Origin of the sequence: Citrobacter sp. Cpo071, assembly GCF_030332765.1 — a bacterium.
Lineage (GTDB): Bacteria > Pseudomonadota > Gammaproteobacteria > Enterobacterales > Enterobacteriaceae > Citrobacter > Citrobacter portucalensis.
Genome location: NZ_JAOWHE010000079.1, coordinates 48,504 through 67,301, shown reverse-complemented (window position 1 = coordinate 67,301; position 18,798 = coordinate 48,504). Strand labels below are relative to the sequence as shown.

The window sequence follows — 18,798 nt, the reverse complement described above, 5'->3', positions numbered from 1 at the left end:
ACTATAAAAGCAGTCCCCTTCTCGGTTGTTGTTCAGTATTGAGAAACATTATGCCCTGCAAAATTTTGACGCCAGACGTCACTAGCATTGACGCCTTATTACACGATCACCACGCCGTGCTGGCCAAGTCTGCGGGTGGCGCCGTAGCCGTATTCGCTAACAATGCGCCAGCGTTTTACGCGGTGACGCCTGCGAGACTGGCTGAGCTGTTGGCGCTTGAGGAGAAACTGTCACGCCCGGGAAGCGATGTGACATTAGATGATCAATTTTATGAAGAGCCGCAAGCCGCTCCCGTTGCCGTACCAATGGGGAAATTTGCGATGTACGCTGCCTGGCAGCCTGATGCCGACTTTCAGCGTCAGGCTGCTTTATGGGGCGTAGCGTTGAGAGAGCCGGTTACTGCTGAAGAGCTGGCCTCATTTGTTGCCTACTGGCAGGCTGAAGGAAAAGTCTTTCATCATATTCAGTGGCAGCAAAAACTGGCGCGCAGCATTCAGATTGGACGGGCCAGCAATGGCGGAATGCCAAAGCGCGATGTGAACAGCGTCAGTGAACCTGACAGCCACATTCCACCGGGTTTTAGAGGATAACGATGAAAAACGTTGGCGACCTGATGAAACGTCTGCAAAAAATGATGCCACCTAATGTCGAGCCCGCCTTTAAAACGGGCGAAGAACTGCTGGCATGGCAAAAAGAGCAAGGTGAAATTCGTGCCGCAGCGCTGGCCCGCGAAAACCGGGCTATGAAAATGCAGCGCACATTCAACCGCTCCGGTATCCGTCCGCTGCATCAGAACTGTTCGTTCGAAAACTATCGGGTAGAGTGCGAAGGTCAGATGAACGCCCTGAGCAAAGCCCGCCAGTATGTTGAAGAGTTTGACGGCAACATCGCCAGCTTTATCTTCTCCGGCAAACCCGGCACCGGCAAAAACCATTTAGCCGCCGCCATCTGCAACGAACTGTTGCTGCGAGGCAAGTCGGTACTGATTATTACCGTGGCCGATATCATGTCGGCGATGAAAGAAACGTTCAGTAATCGTGAAACCAGCGAAGAACAGCTGCTCAACGATCTGAGCAATGTGGATCTGCTGGTGATCGACGAGATCGGCATGCAGACCGAATCCCGCTATGAAAAAGTGATCATTAATCAGATTGTCGATCGCCGTTCGTCCTCAAAACGTCCGACCGGTATGTTAACTAACAGCAATATGGATGAAATGAATAAGCTGCTGGGTGAGCGCGTGATGGATCGTATGCGCCTTGGCAACAGTCTGTGGGTCATTTTTAACTGGGAAAGCTACCGTAGTCGGGTAACCGGGAAAGAGTATTAACGTATTAGGACCACTCCTAAGACTGCCAGCGCTATACTGCGCTGAAAAGGCATAACACGAGTTGCATATAATGATGAAAACTACCAAACGTCTGCTGTGCTGTGCGCTTGCCGCCAGCACGCTCATCTCCACCAGCGTTTTCGCCGCCTCCTGGCAGGATTCGCTCGCGGCCAGTGAGCTGAGCAAACAAAGCTCCGGCTCGCAAAGCAGCTCGTCGCTCTCTTCCCTGACCAGCCTGCTGAACGGCAGCAATCAGTCTTTGACCTCCAGCAGCATGAATAACGCCGCCGGGATCCTGGAATACTGCGCTAAACAGAAGCTGGCCTCGGTCACCGACGCGCAAAACGTCAAAAACCAGGTGCTGGATAAACTGGGACTCAGCGCGCCAGAGCAGAAACAAGATACCAACTATATGGACGGGATTCAGGGGCTGCTCAACGCCAAAGATGGTCAACAGCTGGACCTGAACACAATTGGCAACAGCTCGCTGGCGAAGCAGGTAAAAACCAAGGCCTGCGATCTGGTGTTAAAACAGGGCATGAACTTCATTTCCTGACGCACGACATGCCGCGTATAACCTGCGCGGCATCTATTTATTTTCGACAATACATTCACATTCCAAATAAACAGTATTTCCCCACAAAAACGCGCATATCTAAACCAATTCTGAATAACAACGTAATTTAATGTCACTACAATTGCAGCAATGTAACAACGCTATTACATTGTTCTCTCACCAAATGATTAGCCTGCCAGGCAATTGCCCGGTTTACTGAGGATCGACCGTTGTCAGAATTAATCTCCATCACTCTGTTTCTCGCTTCAGTGCTGATTTATGCCTGGAAAGCGGGTCGCAACACCTGGTGGTTTGCCGCCACGTTAACGGTGCTGGGGATTTTTATTGTCTTGAATATCACGCTGTACGCCAGTGATTATTTCACCGGCGACGGGATCAATGACGCGGTTCTCTATACGCTGACCAACAGCCTGACCGGCGCAGGCATCGGCAAATATATCCTGCCGGGCGTTGGGATCGCGCTGGCGCTGACGACCGTTTTTGTCGCTCTCGGCTGGATCCTACGCCGCCGTCGCCATCATCCACATCATGTGGGTTACAGTCTGCTGGCCCTGCTGCTGGCGCTGGCCTCCGTTGACGCCAGCCCGGCGTTTCACCAGATAACCGAACTGGTGAAGTCGCAATCACGCGATGGCGATCCGGATTTCCCGACGTATTATAAAGAGCCATCGAAAACCATTCCCAATCCGAAGCTGAACCTGGTGTATATCTACGGTGAGAGCCTCGAACGCACCTATTTTAATAACGACGCGTTCCCGGATCTGACCCCGGAACTCGGCGCGTTGAAAAACGAAGGTCTGGATTTCAGCAACACCATGCAGCTGCCGGGTACGGATTACACCATCGCGGGCATGGTCGCCTCCCAGTGCGGAATTCCGCTGTTTGCGCCGTTTGAAGGCAACGCCTCTGCGTCGGTTTCAAGTTTCTTCCCTAACAATATCTGTCTGGGCGATATCCTGAAAAACTCCGGCTATCAGAACTACTTTGTTCAGGGTGCCAACCTGCGCTTTGCTGGCAAAGACGTGTTCCTGAAATCTCACGGCTTTGACCATCTGTATGGTGCGGAAGAGTTAAAAAGCGTGGTGGCGGACCCGACCTATCGTAACGACTGGGGCTTCTACGACGATACCGTGCTGGACGAAGCGTGGAAAAAATTCGAAGAGCTTTCGCGCACGGGCCAGCGTTTTTCACTGTTTACCCTGACCGTGGATACCCATCATCCGGATGGATTTATCTCCCGTAGCTGCAACCGTAAACGTTATGACATCGACGGGAAGTCCAACCAATCGTTCAGCGCGGTCAGCTGCAGCCAGGAAAACATTGCCGAATTTATCAATAAAATCAAAGCATCACCGTGGTTTAAAGATACCGTTATCGTGGTGTCTTCCGATCATCTGGCGATGAACAACACCGCATGGAAGTATCTGAACAAGCAGGACCGCAACAACCTGTTCTTCGTACTGCGCGGCGATCAACCGCAACAGGACACGCTGGCGGTAAAGCGTAACACGATGGATAACGGCGCAACGGTACTGGATATTCTCGGCGGCGATAACTTTATCGGCCTTGGCCGCAGCAGCTTGTCGAGCGAATCCGTCTCGGAAGTTTTCCTGAACATCAAAGAAAAAATGCTGGCGTGGAAGCCCGATATCATTCGCCTGTGGAATTTCCCGAAAGAGATGAAAGAGTTCACCGTCGACCAGGACAAAAATATGATCTCTTTCTCCGGCAGTCATTTCCGCCTGCCGCTGCTGCTGCGCGTATCGGACAAACGCGTCGAGCCGCTGCCGGAAAGCGAATACTCGGCCCCGCTGCGCTTCCAACTGGCAGATTTCGCCCCACGCGATAACTTCGTCTGGGTCGATCGCTGCTACAAAATGGCGCAACTGTGGGCGCCGGAGCTGGCACTCTCTACCGATTGGTGCGTATCACAGGGGCAGCTGGGCGGACAGCAAATCGTACAGCACGTCGATAAAGCCAAGTGGAAAAGTAAAACCGTATTTAAAGACACGGTAATCGACATGGAGCGCTATAAAGGTAACGTCGATACGCTGAAAATTGTCGATAACGACATTCGCTACAAAGCAGATAGCTTCGTTTTCAACGTGGCGGGCGCGCCGGAAGAGGTCAAACAGTTTAGCGGCATTTCACGCCCCGAATCCTGGGGACGCTGGTCCAATGCGCAGCTCAGCGAAGAAGTAACGATTGAGTACAAAGCCCCGCTACCGAAGAAATTCGATCTGGTCATTACCGCGAAAGCCTTCGGTGACAATGCCAATCGTCCGATCCCCGTGCGCGTTGGCAACGAGGAGCAGACGCTGGTGTTAGGCCATGACGTCAGCACCACCACCTTACATTTTGATAACCCGGCGGATGCCGATACGCTGGTAATTGTTCCACCCGATCCGGTCGCCACCAACGAGGGCAATATTCTCGGTCACTCACCGCGTAAGCTGGGGATCGGGATGGTTGAAATCAAAGTCGTGGCTCAGGGTTCGTAACATGAAAGGCCTGATAGCGCTTTGCCTATCAGACCTATCGTAAACCGAATGTATTGTCTGAAAAAAAAACAGCGCCCAACACCACACCGGGCGCTGCATGGCAACCTTATTCCAGACCGTTCACCGCCTGGCGCATCCCCTGTACCAGAATCATCTCCAGATTGGCCGTCACCTGCCCGGCAAGCCCAGGTAACAACGTCAAATCCTCTCCCCAGTGTGCCGCATCGCCAAGCACGGCATCCACCAGTTCACGCAACGTTAAATCGTTGCCAACTCGCGGCCACAGGCTGGCATACAGGCTTACCCACTGCTCATCATCCTGTATCGGATAGCGTTCCCCGTCGCGCTCTGCACGATAAAACGCCAGTAGCGCAGCGAGGGCAAACGTTAACCGCACGGGCCAGCGCCCATTGTGCTGACCCGCCAGCAGCTGCGGCAAAATTCGGGTGCGGAATTTGGTCATCCCGTTAAGCGCAATGGAAAGCAACTGGTGGCGAATGTAGGGGTTCTGAAAACGCCCGCTCACCGCATCGGCAAATTCACGCAATTCGTCCGCTGGGAGATCCAACACCGGAATAATCTCCTCACTAATCGCCCGCTCGACAAAGCGGCGGACATCAGCATCCTGCATCGCCTCGCCAACGGTCTCCAGCCCGCACAGCCACGCGACCGGCACCAGAGCCGTATGCGCACCATTGAGGATAGCGACCTTGCGCTCTTTGTACGGTTTGATATCGCTCACCACACGGATATTCAGCGGACACTGCGCCAGCTTCAGCTCCTCTGCCAGCCACTGCGGCCCCTGGATCACAAACAGGTAAAAATGCTCCGCGGTATCGAGAAACGCATCGTGATAGCCAAGCGTCGCTTCCAGCGTAGCGGCTTCTTCGCGCGGGTAGCCGGTGACAATACGGTCAACCAGCGTGGAACAGAACGTGTTTGCCGTCTCCACCCAGTCGGCAAATGCCGGAGGAAGCTGCCACTCCTGCGCATACCGCAACACCAGCGTTTTGAGCGCCTCACCGTTATAGTCGATAAGCTCGCACGGGATAATTACCCAGCCCTTATCCACCGCGCCCGCAAAGTGGTTAAAACGCTCCAGCAGCAGGCGTGTCAGCTTGGCCGGAAAACTCACCGGCGGCGCATCATCCACACGGTCAGCTGCGTGATAGCTAATTCCGGCTTCGGTGGTATTCGAAAACACAAAACGGATGTCCGCATTGTGCGCCAGCGCCAGATACGCCGCGAAATCCTGATACGGGTTGATTTCGTTATTCACCGAACGGATAAGCCGTGCCTCACTCACTGCCTCACCCTGCTCGTTTAGCCCGCGAATAAGCGTGGTATACAGCCCGTCCTGGGTATTCAGCGACGGCGGAAAATCGGTATTGATCGGGCGAACGATGGTCACACCAGCGTTCAGATCGGTTTGCTCGTTGAGGATATCCAGTTGCCAGTCAACAAACGCCCGCAGGAAGTTACCTTCACCAAACTGGATCACGCGCGTTGGGTAGCAGGCTCCCGGAAAATCACGTCGATTCAATGTCTTCATCGCATTTCCCCTCTCAGAACGTGATCACGCCTTTAATCAGTTCACGGTTGTTAATCACATCCCGTTCGTAGATTTCTGCCAGTGTGGCAAACGCGTAACGGTGCGTGAGCATCATGTCGGCGGTAAGTTTGCCTTCCGACATCAGACGGCCCACTTTGGCGAAATCTTCCGGCGTGGCGTTGCGGCTGCCCATCATGGTGGTCTCTTTCTTGTGGAACTCAGGGTCAGAGAACTGCAAATCGCCTTTGAACAGCCCAACGAAAACGATGCTGCCGCCATGACGAATCAAATTCACAGTGTTGTTCATCGCATGCTGATTCCCCGTGGCATCAATAACCTTTTGCGCCAACGAACCGCCAAACTGAGCGCGCAGCTGCGCATCAAAATCTTCAGCGGATGGGTCGATAACCGGGAGTCCCAACCGGGAAGACACGTGCTCCCGGCGTGCTGGACTGGTATCGGCGACCACCACCTGTGCGCCATCGGCTTTGGCAATCGCTGCCGCCCCCAGACCAATCGGACCCGCGCCGACCACCAACACCTGCTCACCTGGCGCCACCGCCGCCCGACGTACCGCATGCGCGCTGATAGCGTAAGGCTCAATCAACGCCGCCGCCTGCGGGTCAATCCCCTGCGCATCCAGCAGGTTGGTCACCGGAACGGACAGATATTCACTGAATCCGCCATCCTGGTGCACGCCAATCACTGAAATCTTCTCGCAGCAGTTGGTGCGCCCGCTCAGGCATGCCGGACACTGCTGGCAGGCCACGTAAGGAATAACCGCCACCTGCTGACCATTTTTCAGATTCTGTATATTCTTACCCAGACCGACAATTTCCCCACATATTTCATGCCCTAATACACGCGGGTAGCTGAAAAAAGGTTGATTGCCACCCCAGGCATGAATATCAGTACCACAAATTCCTACCGACTTAATTTTAATTAATGCTTCACCCTCACCCGGAATAGGTATTTCGCGCTCTTTCCAGACTAATTTTTTAGGTTCCTGGCAAATCAACGTATTCATCGTAGACATGATTCTGCTCTCCTGTTTTTTTGTTGCCTCAGATATCAACGAAAATAAAAAAGACGGAGAAAGCAGAAACACAATCTGTGAATTCCAGCGCATAAAAATGTTTTAAATCGGGTTTTAATAGATAAAAAGGAGAAGCCATGAGCCGTTCGCAGAACTTACGCCACAATGTGATTAACCAGATAATCGATGATATGGCGCGTGGTCATATCCCTTCCCCACTCCCCTCACAAAGCGCACTGGCGGAGATGTACAACATCAGCCGCACCACCGTGCGCCATATGCTGAGCCACTTAGGCGAGTGCGGCGTGCTGACCCAGGTCGGCAGCCACTATGTCATCGTGCGAAAACCCGACCATGACGACGGTTTTGCCTGCACCACTGCCTCCATGACCGAGCAAAACCGGATTTTTGAGCAGGCGTTTTTCACCATGATCAACCAGCGACAGCTGCGTGCAGGCGAGAGCTTCTCCGAACTGCAGCTTGCCAGAGCCGCAGGCGTCAGCCCGGTGGTAGTGCGGGAATATCTTTTAAAATTCGAGCGTTACAACCTGATTAAAAACGAAAAACGCGGTCAGTGGAGCATGAAGCAATTCGATCAGGCCTATGCTGAACAGCTGTTTGAACTCAGAGAGATGCTGGAAACGCATTCTCTGCAGCATTTCCTCAATCTGCCCGATGATGACCCGCGTTGGTTGCAGGCTAAAACGCTGCTGGAGCGCCATCGGATCCTGCGCGACAGCATCGGCAGCAGCTTTCGCATGTTCTCGCAGTTAGATCGTGAGTTCCATGCTTTGCTACTCTCTGCTGCCGATAATGTATTTTTTAATCAATCACTTGAAATCATCTCTGTGATTTTCCACTTCCACTATCAGTGGGATGAGAGCGATCTCAAGCAGCGTAACATCATTGCCATTGATGAGCATATGACCATCCTCAGCGCGCTGATCTGTCGCAGCGACCTGGATGCCACCCTCGCGCTCTGTAACCATTTGAATTCAGCCAAACAATCGATGATTCGCTCCATCAACCAGGGTTGTAACGTCGCTCATTAAGTACCGATAAAAAACAGCAAATCATTACCGGGAGCACGATTTTATAAAAATAAAAACGCCTGAAAAATACCTCTTGCCTATGCTCACGCTAAGTCGACTGCATTAAAAACTTTTGTGAGCGGTGATGAGCAAATTGATTCATCACTGGTATTTTTTCAATACTGCACAGTCCTGCTGTGTGAAAAATAAATTATTGAGGTTCAGGAGTCCGGCGTGGAAAAAAATAATATTACCCTCGACCCAAGTTCTTCGTTTGGCACGTCGTCATCTGCGGATATTAATGTTCCGCCTGAGGGCATGGTGCAACGCAGTAGCCGAATTAAACGTATCCAGACCACAGCAATGATTTTATTATTTTTTGCTGCGGTGATTAATTACCTCGACCGCAGCTCACTGTCTGTCGCCAACTTAACGATTCGTGAAGAACTGGGGCTGAGCGCCACGCAAATCGGCGTGCTGCTGTCGGTATTCTCTCTCGCTTACGGTATTGCGCAACTGCCCTGCGGCCCGCTGCTGGATCGCAAAGGTCCGCGCATTATGCTGGGATTGGGGATGTTCTTCTGGTCGCTGTTTCAGGCGCTGTCCGGCATGGTGCACAGCTTCACCCAGTTTGTGTTGGTGCGTATCGGGATGGGGATTGGCGAAGCGCCAATGAACCCGTGCGGCGTAAAGGTCATCAACGACTGGTTTAACATCAAAGAGCGCGGCCGCCCGATGGGATTATTCAACGCCGCCTCCACCATCGGGGTTGCCATTAGCCCGCCGATTCTGGCTGCCATGATGCTGGTAATGGGCTGGCGCTGGATGTTCATCACCATTGGCGTGCTGGGTATTTTCCTCGCCATCGGCTGGTACATGCTGTATCGCAACCGCGAGCAAATTGAGCTGAGCGCCACGGAACAAGCGTACCTGAACGCCGGTAGCGTCAATGCCCGCCGCGATCCGCTGAGCTTTGCCGAATGGCGCAGCCTGTTCCGCAACCGTACCATGTGGGGCATGATGCTGGGCTTTAGCGGCATCAACTATACCGCATGGCTATACCTGGCCTGGCTGCCGGGCTACCTGCAAACCTCCTACAACCTGGATTTAAAAAGCACCGGATTAATGGCGGCGATCCCGTTCCTGTTTGGCGCAGCCGGCATGCTGATTAACGGTTTTGTCACCGACTGGCTGGTGAAAGGCGGTATGGCACCGATTAAGAGCCGTAAGATTTGTATTATCGCCGGGATGTTCTGCTCCGCAGCCTTCACCTTCGTCGTGCCGCAGGCCACAACGTCAATGGCCGCCGTGTTACTGATCGGTATGGCGCTGTTCTGTATCCACTTCGCAGGTACCTCGTGCTGGGGTCTGATCCACGTCGCCGTCGCCTCACGTATGACCGCTTCCGTGGGCAGTATCCAGAACTTTGCCAGCTTTATCTGCGCGTCGTTCGCACCGATCGTCACCGGTTTTATTGTTGATACCACCAACTCTTTCCGCCTGGCGCTGATCATCTGCGGCTGCGTCACCATGGTGGGTGCCCTCGCCTACATCTTCCTGGTTCGCCAACCCATCAGCGATCCGCGTAAAGATTAATCCTCCAGATGCCCGATAACACCGCGTTTATCGGGCATGTTATGCTCCTCGTATGAACATCACCTTGCGCGCCACTACTCTGGCAGACACTGCCTCTCTTCCCGCCATCGAACGATCTGCGGGGCAACGTTTTTTACGCATCCCCGAACTGGCGTGGATTGCTGAAGACCAGATTTTATCGGCTGCTCAGCATCAGGCTTTTGCCGCCGCAGGCATGAGCTGGCTGGCGCAGGTCGATGCGCTTCCGGTCGGTTTTTTGGTTGCCGAAACGCTGGGATCATCGCTGTTTATTGCTGAACTGTCGCTGCATCTGGAGTGGCAGGGAAAAGGAATTGGCCGCAGATTGATTGAGTATGTTGCCGAACAGGCGCGCGAGAAAGGTTACACGTCGCTCACGCTGACCACCTTCCGCGATGTGCCGTGGAATGCGCCATGGTACGCGCGACTGGGATTTGAAATGCTGGCTGACGAGACGCTGCCTGCAAAGTTGCGCCAGAAAAGAGAAGATGAAGCGGTGCATGGACTGGCATTTGAATCGCGCTGCGCCATGCACCTGATGTTGCGCTAATTGCCCGATGGCGGCTACGCCTTATCGGGCCTACGTAACATTTCCGGTAAGCCTGATAAGCGGCAGCGCCATCCGGCAACCACGTATCTTTCCCCGTAGGCCGGATAAGCGACAACGCCATCCGGCAACCACGTAACTTTCCCGTAGGCCGGATAAGCGACAGCGCCATCCGGCAACCACGTAACTTTCCCGTAGGCCGGATAAGCGATAGCGCCATCCGGCAACCACGTAACGTTCCCGTAGGCCGGATAGCGATAGCGCCATCCGGCATCACAGGCTTAGAACGTTTCCCAGTTATCCCCGGCATCCGTTACCGCGGCTTTGCGCGGCTGGACCGTTGAAACCGGTTTAGCGGCCGCAACGTCACGCGCGCGCTGTTGGTCATGCTGAATACGGAACACGGCAACGGCCTGAGTAAGGCGGCTAGCCTGCTCTTCCAGCGCCGCAGCGGCGGCGGCGGATTCTTCCACCAGCGAGGCGTTCTGCTGCGTCACGCGATCCATCTCGGCAACGGCCAGACCCACCTGGTCAATACCGCGGCTCTGTTCATCAGAAGCAGAGGCGATTTCACCCATGATATCGGTCACGCGGGTTACCGCATTGACGATCTCATCCATGGTTTCACCGGCGCTTTCTACCAGGGTTGAACCTACATCCACGCGGCTGACCGAGTCTTCAATCAGGCTCTTGATCTCGCGCGCGGCCTGCGCACTACGCTGGGCCAGGTTACGCACTTCACCCGCAACCACCGCAAATCCACGGCCCTGCTCGCCTGCACGTGCTGCTTCTACCGCGGCGTTGAGCGCCAGAATGTTAGTCTGGAAGGCAATGCCGTCGATGACACTGATAATGTCGGCGATTTTCTGCGAACTGGACGCGATATCACGCATGGTTTGCACCACGTTATCCACCACTTTGCCGCCTTTCTGCGCGGTTTCAGAAGCACTCAGCGCCAAATGGCTGGCCTGACGCGCGTTTTCGGCGTTCTGCTTCACGGTCGCCGTCAGCTGTTCCATGCTGGCTGCGGTTTCTTCCAGAGATGCAGCCTGCTGCTCGGTACGGGAGGAGAGATCGTTATTGCCCATCGCAATCTCGCTGGCCCCACTGTAAATCGCGTTGGCACCGTTACGCACGTCACCCACGGTATTCATCAGCTCACCCTGCATATGGCGCAGGCTTTCCGCCAGTTGCCCAATCTCGTTGGACCCTTCCACTTCAATACGTTTCACCAGGTCACCGCTGGCGATATGACGAATGCTGTCGATCAGACGGTTCATTGGGGAGATAAGGGTCAGCTTGATACCAAACCACACCGCAATAATCGCCGCCAGTACGGTAATCAGCACACAAACCAACACCCACATCGCCTGGCTGTAAGAGCTGTTGTTATCTGCCACCGCGATGTCATACAGGCGATCGTTCTGCTGCATGTAGTTGATATATTGCTTCTCAAAACCATCCTGATAGCTCTGTGTCGGTTGATCAAAGAATGCGTTGATCTTCCCGTCACCCAGTAACTGGATCAGCTCCGCCAGCGCGCCGTGGTAGATGTCATAGGTGCGATTGATCTCCTGGAACGCGGCTTCGCTTTGACGCGGATCGCGTGGGAGCGACTCGTAAATCGCCCAGTTTTTTTCCGTCAGTTTCAGCGCCGTACTCGCCACCTGCATCAGCTCGGCAACGGTCGCGCCGCTGCCGATATTGCTCTGATCCATCATGTAGCGAATGCCTGCCCGGTTCAGGGTGTTACGCGTTTGCAGCAGCTCAACCCAGGTGGCGTTCAGTGCAGACTGTTGCTGGCGAATGGTTTGCAGAACGGTAAAGTTCTCTTTGTCATTCTTAAGTGAGTTAAAAAACAAGCCGCCCGAGGCGAGCTGTAAAAGGCCAAATAACGCCAATACCAGCAGTAAGCTGGTAACAATCTTCATTCGTTTTAACATGTTTTCTCTTTCCGCTAGACAGATACTCTGGTTTTCGGCCTGGAAAGAGAAAACTTTATGGTGCCAGCAATTGCCACAGAATTATCGTTTTCACATTAAATACCGTTCCCTATGACAAATTACGCAAAAAATTAGTCGTTCCATTACGTCTTAGGTGTAGGATTCCGTTTTTTGAAGGAAAGGATGCTTCTATGTTAAATCGCGATTTTGATCACCTATCCACCCTCGCACACCACTTTTTTGAACGTGAAGATATTCGCCAAAAGCTCAATATCATCGATCAGTACAACATCTCCGGTTGGGAAGTCTGGATGCAGATAGAATTTGCCAATCTGCTAGCTTCGACGGGTCATGAATGGTGGCGTGAGCAAACTCTTGCTTGCGATCTCCGGAAAAATCCACAGCGCTTGTCTGTACGTGCAGATTTCTTGTTGCGGAAAAAAGGCTGGACGCAGGATAGCTACATTGCGCTTGAACTCAAACAGAACCAGGATCCGACAAGCTGCGTCAGAAATATGATTGCTGATTTGGTTAAAAGCGCAAAAATCAAACGTTCGGAATTAGAGCTGCGTAGCTTCTGGACGCTGGGGGTAACGCCTCGCATAGATAAAGAGCGCCTCGATGAACTCATTGACTACTATCTGGATGAAAAATATTACCTGACTAAATCACGTAAGAAACATGTATTGCTCAGAGACATCGAACATACGCCTTACTGTTATATCGTAATCTGAGTCTCTCAGTGAGGTGCTTTGTCAGTGGGAAAACACGGCATGTAGACAGGCAAACACTATAATGCCGTGATCTCAATCACATAAATTTCCCCGTTCCCCCCGCAGTTTACCGCTCACTGACACTTGAGACCGCTTAAGCTGACATACAACCGCTCACTTATTTACCTTACTTTACGCGCGTAATTCTCTGGCAAGATCCCCCCAACATAGCAGTCAATTTACCTCCTCAAACACAAGATCAAACCCACGCGGCTTCGGCCAATTATTAATTAGATACCAGGTTTTACTATGGATACGAAAAAGTTATTCAAGCACATACCCTGGGTGATTCTCGGAATCATCGGTGCATTCTGCCTCTCGGTAGTGGCATTACGTCGGGGTGAACACATTAGTGCCCTGTGGATCGTTGTCGCCTCAGTTTCTGTTTATCTGGTGGCCTATCGTTACTACAGCCTGTACATCGCCCAAAAGGTGATGAAACTTGACCCAACGCGTGCCACGCCGGCGGTCATCAACAATGACGGTCTGAACTACGTTCCAACCAACCGTAACGTCTTGTTTGGTCACCACTTTGCCGCTATCGCAGGTGCTGGTCCGCTGGTTGGGCCGGTACTGGCTGCGCAGATGGGCTACCTGCCTGGTACGCTGTGGCTGCTGGCAGGCGTCGTGCTGGCCGGTGCGGTGCAGGACTTCATGGTGCTGTTTATCTCTTCCCGCCGTAACGGCGCATCTCTGGGTGAGATGATCAAAGAAGAGATGGGCCCGATCCCGGGAACCATTGCACTGTTCGGCTGCTTCTTAATCATGATCATCATCCTCGCAGTACTGGCGTTGATCGTGGTAAAAGCGCTGGCGGAAAGCCCGTGGGGTGTGTTCACCGTCTGCTCAACCGTACCTATCGCGTTGTTCATGGGGATCTACATGCGATTCCTGCGACCGGGACGTGTGGGCGAAGTGTCGGTGATTGGTATAGTGCTGCTGGTTGCTTCTATCTACTTCGGCGGCGTGATTGCCCACGACCCGTACTGGGGCCCGGCGCTGACCTTTAAAGACACCACCATTACCTTTACCCTGATCGGCTACGCATTTATCTCTGCGCTGCTGCCGGTATGGCTGATCCTCGCCCCGCGCGACTATCTGGCTACCTTCCTGAAAATCGGCGTTATCGTCGGTCTGGCGGTGGGGATTGTTATCCTCAACCCGGAACTGAAAATGCCGGCAATGACGCAGTACGTTGATGGTACTGGCCCGCTGTGGAAAGGCGCTCTGTTCCCGTTCCTGTTCATCACCATCGCGTGTGGTGCGGTATCTGGCTTCCACGCGCTGATTGCTTCCGGTACCACACCGAAGCTGCTGGCCTGTGAAACCGACGCGCGCTTTATCGGTTACGGCGCGATGCTGATGGAATCCTTTGTCGCAATTATGGCGCTGGTTGCCGCGTCTATCATCGAACCAGGTCTGTACTTCGCGATGAACACCCCGCCTGCGGGCCTTGGCATCACCATGCCGAACCTGCATGAAATGAGCGGCGAAAACGCACCGCTGATTATGGCGCAGTTGAAAGACGTCACCGCACATGCGGCAGCGACTGTCAGCTCCTGGGGCTTCGTCATTTCGCCTGAGCAGATCCTGCAAACCGCGAAAGACATCGGTGAACCGTCCGTTCTGAACCGCGCAGGTGGCGCACCGACGCTGGCTGTTGGTATCGCTCACGTGTTCCACAAAGTGCTGCCGATGGCTGATATGGGCTTCTGGTACCACTTCGGTATTCTGTTCGAAGCGCTGTTCATCCTGACCGCACTGGATGCCGGTACCCGTTCTGGCCGCTTTATGCTGCAGGATTTACTGGGTAACTTCGTGCCGTTCCTGAAGAAAACCGACTCCCTGGTTGCGGGTATCATCGGTACTGCGGGCTGCGTAGGTCTGTGGGGTTACCTGCTGTATCAGGGCGTTGTTGACCCGCTGGGCGGCGTTAAGAGCCTGTGGCCGCTGTTCGGTATCTCTAACCAGATGCTGGCTGCCGTGGCACTGGTTCTCGGCACCGTGGTACTGGTTAAAATGCAGCGCACCAAATACATCTGGGTTACCGTTGTTCCGGCAGTATGGCTGCTTATCTGCACCACCTGGGCGCTGGGTCTGAAACTGTTCAGCACCAACCCGCAGATGGAAGGCTTCTTCTTCATGGCGAATCAGTACAAAGAGAAGATTGCTAACGGCGGCGAACTGACCGCTCAGCAGATTGCCAACATGAACCACATCGTCGTCAACAACTACACCAACGCAGGTCTGAGTATTCTGTTCCTGGTGGTGGTGTACAGCATCATCTTCTACGGGTTCCGTACCTGGCAGAAAGCCCGCGCCATCAACGGTCGCTCTGATAAAGAGACACCGTATGTGCCGGTGCCGGAAGGCGGCGTGAAGACCTCTTCACACCACTAACCTGAAACCGGGTGGCGCACAGCGCTCCCGGCCTACAAAGTAAGTTAACGTAGGCCGGATCAGGCGCAAGCCGCCATCCGGCTTTATTCATTAACAGGGCGTTCCATGTTTGGTACTTTAGGTCAGGCAAAAAAATATCTCGGTCAGGCGGCGAAGATGCTGATTGGCATTCCGGACTACGACAACTACGTCGAGCACATGAAGACCAACCATCCCGATAAGCCGTACATGACCTACGAAGAATTCTTCCGCGAGCGCCAGGAAGCCCGCTACGGTAGCGGCGGAAGCAGTTGCTGTTAGAAGGAGAAGTGAATGACCCCGATTGCAGTTACCCTACTCACCGGTTTTCTTGGCGCGGGTAAAACCACCCTGCTGCGCCATATTCTCAACGAGCAGCACGGTTACAAGATTGCCGTTATCGAAAACGAATTCGGCGAAGTCTCGGTGGACGATCAACTGATTGGCGATCGCGCCACGCAGATCAAAACCCTGACCAACGGCTGTATTTGCTGTACCCGCTCCAGTGAACTGGAAGACGCATTGTTAGACCTGCTCGACAACCTCGACAAAGGCGCCATCAATTTCGACCGTCTGGTGATCGAGTGCACCGGCATGGCCGACCCCGGCCCGATTATTCAGACCTTTTTCTCCCATGAAGTGATTTGCGAACGCTACCTGCTGGACGGCGTAATTGCGCTGGTTGACGCGGTACATGCCAACGAGCAGATGAACCAGTTCACCATCGCCCAGTCGCAGGTAGGCTACGCAGACCGGATCCTGCTGACCAAAACCGACGTCGCAGGTGAAAGCGAAAAACTGCGTGAGCGCCTGGCGCGCATCAACGCCCGTGCGCCGATTTACACCGTGACACATGGTGATATCGACCTCTCCCTGCTGTTCGATACCAACGGTTTTATGCTGGAAGAGAACGTAGTCAGCGCCAAACCGCGCTTCCACTTTATCGCCGACAAGCAAAACGATATCTCCTCGATCGTCGTCGAGCTGGATTACCCGGTAAACATCAGCGACGTGTCGCGAGTGATGGAAAACCTGCTGCTGGAATCCGCCGAGAAGCTGCTGCGCTACAAAGGTATGCTGTGGATTGAAGGCGAGCCAAACCGCCTGCTGTTCCAGGGCGTCCAGCGCCTGTACAGCGCCGACTGGGACCGCCCGTGGGGCGACGAAACACCGCACAGCCTGCTGGTGTTTATCGGCATTAACCTGCCGGAAGACGAGATCAGAGCCGCGTTTGCGGGATTGAAGAAGTAATCCCCTGCTGAATTGCCCGGTGGCGCTACGCTTACCGGGCCTGGAAATCCTGCTCCTTGTAGGCCGGATCAGGCGCAGCCGCCATTCGGCACTTGCCCCCACTCACTCGGTAATCACAAACCGCGTCGCGGCAAAGCAGTTCAAAACCCGGTGCACCAGAAATACCATGGTGAGCGTTGCCACCAGCGCGACGGTGACGGAGGTGATGCGGTACAGATCGCTGAATACCAGGTCCTGATCCGGATGAAGGTTCTGGCCAAACATAATGCCGATAGTAGTGATACTGGCAAAACCCACGCCCGCGCCGACTTTTTCCATTACGTGCAGGCGGGCGCTGAACGCCAGCCCGAGGCCAATCAGCGGCATCATCAGCACCATATGGTTGCTGAAATCATAGATAAGCAGCTGTACCAGCAGAATATACAGGCAGGCCAGCACCACGCCGACCACGCGCCAAATCGAGCTGATCACCGCGCCGCGGTAGTGCATCGGAAACAGGATCAAAATGCCTGCCATCAGCGCCGACAGCGAATCACTCAAATCGCAGATCTGGAAGACCACAAAAATCATCGTCGCCACCGTGCCGGAAAGCAGCGATTCATGGCGCACCCGGGCGGCATCTTTCTCAATGCGCGGCGGTGGCTGGCGGGGTTCCACGTCCGGAATCAGATAATGCAGCAGCGCGCTCAGCGCCACCGCCATTACGCAGGCTTCCATATTGGAGAACATCAGCGTATGCCAGTTGGTGGTGGAATAGCTCATAAAGTTGAGCATCGTACTCTGGCACACCACGCCCATCGAACCGAGCAGAAACAGCGGTCCTTTGCTCATAAAACGAAAACGCATCACATACAGGCCGAACACCACCAGCGTCATAACCAGCGGCCACTGTAAGAAATAGCCGACGATCAGCACCATTTCGACACAGTTCACCGCCGCGCTGAACACGAACTGTGTTGCCACATGGCGGTTGAATACCGGTACCAGCGACAGCAGCATCAGCGGATAAACCACAAAGAACACGCCGTACTGCACGTTGTAGAAGGTCGAAATACTCAGCGCGATTGTCCCGGCAACGGAGATACGCAGGGTCTGGCGAAAATCATTGGCGGTGTAGACAATATTCCCGTGCGGCGTAAAGACGTGGGCCAGCGTGTTAATAGACATAGTGCAGCCAGCTGACGAGGTGGATCTGTACCCCGGCAAAGGTGCGGGCAAACACGCCCTCGCTGTTATACAGCTGTACCGTTGCGCGCGCCCCGGTCGGTAACGGCGTGTCGAGCGGTTCGTTCAGCGCGACGTGAATGCGCATACGCCGGGCATCGCGCACCCAACGGGTAGACTGTTCCGGTTGCGACAACTGGCCATTAACCTGTTCCTGGCCCGCCAGAATACCGGCATCGCTGCTGGTGACGCGGGCAGAGAAAACCTTGCCCGGCAAGGCATCGAACACCACGGCAGCATCAGTATCCACTTTAGTGTGGCGCAGACTTTTCTCGCGAAAGTCGGCCACGATATCGGTCTGATGGCTGACCAGCGCCAGCAGCGGCGTGGCGGCCGTGGTGTAAAGTCCTGGGCTAAGCTGGAGGTTACTCACCGTGCCGTCGGTCTGGGCATATACTTTGCTCCAGCCGAGGTTCAGCTGCGCCTCTTCCAGCGTGTTACGGTATTTTTGCAGCGTTACGTTACGTTTGTCATCGCGCTCGCCGCGCTGGATCAGCAGGTTCTGAATACTGGCATTCAGCGCCGCCACCGACTGCTCGCTGGTTTGCCAGGCGGTACGCACCTTGTCGAGATCGGATTGCGACACGTTCTGCATGGCGCTCAGGCGCTGATAGCGGTCTAAGGTGGTCTTATCGTTGCGGGCGTTGAATTGCGCGGTGCGCAGGTTGGCGCGGGCAGAGACGATCTGCGCATCCAGCTGTTGGTTACTCAGCTTCGCCTGCTCAAGGGCAATTTGCGCAGCCTCGACCTTATTGATAAATGGCGTCGGATCCAGTTCGTACAGCAAATCGCCCTTCTTCACCTGGCTATTATTGTGTACATGCACCTGCGAGACGTAGCCGGAAACGCGTGAGGAAACAGGCGTTACCACGCGCATAACCGTGGAGTCCGGCGTCAGCGGGATCCAGATATCGGCAACGATAAACCAGGCGAATATTACCAGGAAAGCGGCAATACTCACCCTTACCCAACGGGCAAATTTTTGTTCTGGGGTCATCATA

16 protein-coding genes are annotated in these 18,798 nt (G+C 54.1%); 11 read left to right on the top strand and 5 right to left on the bottom strand.

Annotation, left to right across the window (positions count from 1 at the left end):
- The first annotated feature begins 50 nt into the window (after positions 1-50).
- The 4 genes from dnaT to opgB all read left to right on the top strand — a co-directional run bounded on the left by dnaT (position 51) and on the right by opgB (position 4,408).
- On the top strand, positions 51-590 hold the full coding sequence (gene dnaT / locus OGY09_RS10820) for a primosomal protein DnaT (RefSeq protein WP_008786116.1): 540 nt from the start codon (positions 51-53) through the stop codon (positions 588-590).
- A gap of 2 nt (positions 591-592) precedes the next feature.
- A complete protein-coding gene (dnaC, locus tag OGY09_RS10815) occupies positions 593-1,330 on the top strand; it encodes a replicative helicase loader DnaC (RefSeq protein ID WP_003019133.1) in 738 nt (245 codons plus the stop codon).
- Between the two features lie 70 nt (positions 1,331-1,400).
- Positions 1,401-1,886: a YjjA family protein gene (locus OGY09_RS10810; protein WP_275399077.1), complete on the top strand. Its 486-nt coding sequence runs from the start codon at positions 1,401-1,403 to the stop codon at positions 1,884-1,886.
- 230 nt (positions 1,887-2,116) lie between these two features.
- Positions 2,117-4,408, top strand: coding sequence for a phosphatidylglycerol--membrane-oligosaccharide glycerophosphotransferase (gene opgB / locus OGY09_RS10805; protein WP_032942308.1), 2,292 nt, complete (start codon positions 2,117-2,119; stop codon positions 4,406-4,408).
- Positions 4,409-4,514: 106 nt separating this feature from the next.
- On the opposite strand, the gene OGY09_RS10800 is transcribed toward opgB, so the two are convergent.
- Together OGY09_RS10800 and OGY09_RS10795 are read right to left on the bottom strand one after the other, a co-directional pair.
- Positions 4,515-5,960, bottom strand: coding sequence for a tagaturonate reductase (locus tag OGY09_RS10800; RefSeq protein ID WP_032942307.1), 1,446 nt, complete (start codon positions 5,958-5,960; stop codon positions 4,515-4,517).
- Positions 5,961-5,973: 13 nt separating this feature from the next.
- Positions 5,974-6,996: a zinc-binding alcohol dehydrogenase family protein gene (locus OGY09_RS10795; protein ID WP_032942306.1), complete on the bottom strand. Its 1,023-nt coding sequence runs from the start codon at positions 6,994-6,996 to the stop codon at positions 5,974-5,976.
- A 137-nt stretch (positions 6,997-7,133) separates the two neighbouring features.
- Here OGY09_RS10795 and OGY09_RS10790 point away from each other — a divergent pair, with 137 nt between their 5' ends.
- The 3 genes from OGY09_RS10790 (at position 7,134) to OGY09_RS10780 (ending at position 10,191) form a co-directional block, all read left to right on the top strand.
- Positions 7,134-8,048: a GntR family transcriptional regulator gene (locus OGY09_RS10790; RefSeq protein ID WP_003830023.1), complete on the top strand. Its 915-nt coding sequence runs from the start codon at positions 7,134-7,136 to the stop codon at positions 8,046-8,048.
- 213 nt (positions 8,049-8,261) lie between these two features.
- A complete protein-coding gene (locus OGY09_RS10785; protein WP_003830025.1) occupies positions 8,262-9,623 on the top strand; it encodes an MFS transporter in 1,362 nt (453 codons plus the stop codon).
- Positions 9,624-9,675: 52 nt separating this feature from the next.
- Positions 9,676-10,191, top strand: a complete 516-nt coding sequence (locus OGY09_RS10780; RefSeq protein WP_032942305.1) for a GNAT family N-acetyltransferase — start codon at positions 9,676-9,678, stop codon at positions 10,189-10,191.
- Between the two features lie 278 nt (positions 10,192-10,469).
- On the opposite strand, the gene tsr is transcribed toward OGY09_RS10780, so the two are convergent.
- Positions 10,470-12,131, bottom strand: coding sequence for a methyl-accepting chemotaxis protein (tsr, locus tag OGY09_RS10775; RefSeq protein WP_008786110.1), 1,662 nt, complete (start codon positions 12,129-12,131; stop codon positions 10,470-10,472).
- A gap of 191 nt (positions 12,132-12,322) precedes the next feature.
- Here tsr and OGY09_RS10770 point away from each other — a divergent pair, with 191 nt between their 5' ends.
- The 4 genes from OGY09_RS10770 to yjiA all read left to right on the top strand — a co-directional run bounded on the left by OGY09_RS10770 (position 12,323) and on the right by yjiA (position 16,573).
- Positions 12,323-12,865, top strand: a complete 543-nt coding sequence (locus OGY09_RS10770) for a hypothetical protein (protein ID WP_003830032.1) — start codon at positions 12,323-12,325, stop codon at positions 12,863-12,865.
- 288 nt (positions 12,866-13,153) lie between these two features.
- Positions 13,154-15,304, top strand: a complete 2,151-nt coding sequence (gene btsT / locus OGY09_RS10765; RefSeq protein ID WP_032942303.1) for a pyruvate/proton symporter BtsT — start codon at positions 13,154-13,156, stop codon at positions 15,302-15,304.
- A gap of 105 nt (positions 15,305-15,409) precedes the next feature.
- The gene (locus OGY09_RS10760; protein WP_003830038.1) at positions 15,410-15,604 is read left to right on the top strand and encodes a YbdD/YjiX family protein; all 195 of its coding nucleotides are present in this window, start codon (positions 15,410-15,412) and stop codon (positions 15,602-15,604) included.
- A gap of 12 nt (positions 15,605-15,616) precedes the next feature.
- Positions 15,617-16,573 carry a GTPase gene (gene yjiA, locus OGY09_RS10755; RefSeq protein ID WP_032942302.1) on the top strand — a complete coding sequence of 319 codons (957 nt, stop codon included), beginning with the start codon at positions 15,617-15,619 and terminating at the stop codon, positions 16,571-16,573.
- A gap of 102 nt (positions 16,574-16,675) precedes the next feature.
- On the opposite strand, the gene OGY09_RS10750 is transcribed toward yjiA, so the two are convergent.
- Together OGY09_RS10750 and OGY09_RS10745 are read right to left on the bottom strand one after the other, a co-directional pair.
- The gene (locus OGY09_RS10750) at positions 16,676-17,740 is read right to left on the bottom strand and encodes a DUF2955 domain-containing protein (RefSeq protein WP_032942301.1); all 1,065 of its coding nucleotides are present in this window, start codon (positions 17,738-17,740) and stop codon (positions 16,676-16,678) included.
- Positions 17,730-18,797, bottom strand: a complete 1,068-nt coding sequence (locus OGY09_RS10745) for an HlyD family secretion protein (RefSeq protein ID WP_032942300.1) — start codon at positions 18,795-18,797, stop codon at positions 17,730-17,732. The genes OGY09_RS10750 and OGY09_RS10745 overlap by 11 nt, the downstream gene beginning before the upstream one ends.
- Between the last annotated feature and the right edge of the window lies 1 nt (position 18,798).

Excerpts from the sequence above, each read along its gene's own strand:
- OGY09_RS10770 (WP_003830032.1), top strand. The coding sequence starts at position 12,323 with ATGTTAAATCGCGATTTTGATCACCTATCCACCCTCGCACACCACTTT.
- dnaC (WP_003019133.1), top strand. The coding sequence starts at position 593 with ATGAAAAACGTTGGCGACCTGATGAAACGTCTGCAAAAAATGATGCCA.
- tsr (WP_008786110.1), bottom strand. The coding sequence starts at position 12,131 with ATGTTAAAACGAATGAAGATTGTTACCAGCTTACTGCTGGTATTGGCG.
- OGY09_RS10795 (WP_032942306.1), bottom strand. The coding sequence starts at position 6,996 with ATGTCTACGATGAATACGTTGATTTGCCAGGAACCTAAAAAATTAGTC.
- OGY09_RS10760 (WP_003830038.1), top strand. The coding sequence starts at position 15,410 with ATGTTTGGTACTTTAGGTCAGGCAAAAAAATATCTCGGTCAGGCGGCG.
- OGY09_RS10780 (WP_032942305.1), top strand. The coding sequence starts at position 9,676 with ATGAACATCACCTTGCGCGCCACTACTCTGGCAGACACTGCCTCTCTT.
- yjiA (WP_032942302.1), top strand. The coding sequence starts at position 15,617 with ATGACCCCGATTGCAGTTACCCTACTCACCGGTTTTCTTGGCGCGGGT.
- OGY09_RS10810 (WP_275399077.1), top strand. The coding sequence starts at position 1,401 with ATGATGAAAACTACCAAACGTCTGCTGTGCTGTGCGCTTGCCGCCAGC.
- OGY09_RS10800 (WP_032942307.1), bottom strand. The coding sequence starts at position 5,960 with ATGAAGACATTGAATCGACGTGATTTTCCGGGAGCCTGCTACCCAACG.
- OGY09_RS10745 (WP_032942300.1), bottom strand. The coding sequence starts at position 18,797 with ATGATGACCCCAGAACAAAAATTTGCCCGTTGGGTAAGGGTGAGTATT.
- OGY09_RS10750 (WP_032942301.1), bottom strand. The coding sequence starts at position 17,740 with ATGTCTATTAACACGCTGGCCCACGTCTTTACGCCGCACGGGAATATT.
- dnaT (WP_008786116.1), top strand. The coding sequence starts at position 51 with ATGCCCTGCAAAATTTTGACGCCAGACGTCACTAGCATTGACGCCTTA.
- OGY09_RS10790 (WP_003830023.1), top strand. The coding sequence starts at position 7,134 with ATGAGCCGTTCGCAGAACTTACGCCACAATGTGATTAACCAGATAATC.
- btsT (WP_032942303.1), top strand. The coding sequence starts at position 13,154 with ATGGATACGAAAAAGTTATTCAAGCACATACCCTGGGTGATTCTCGGA.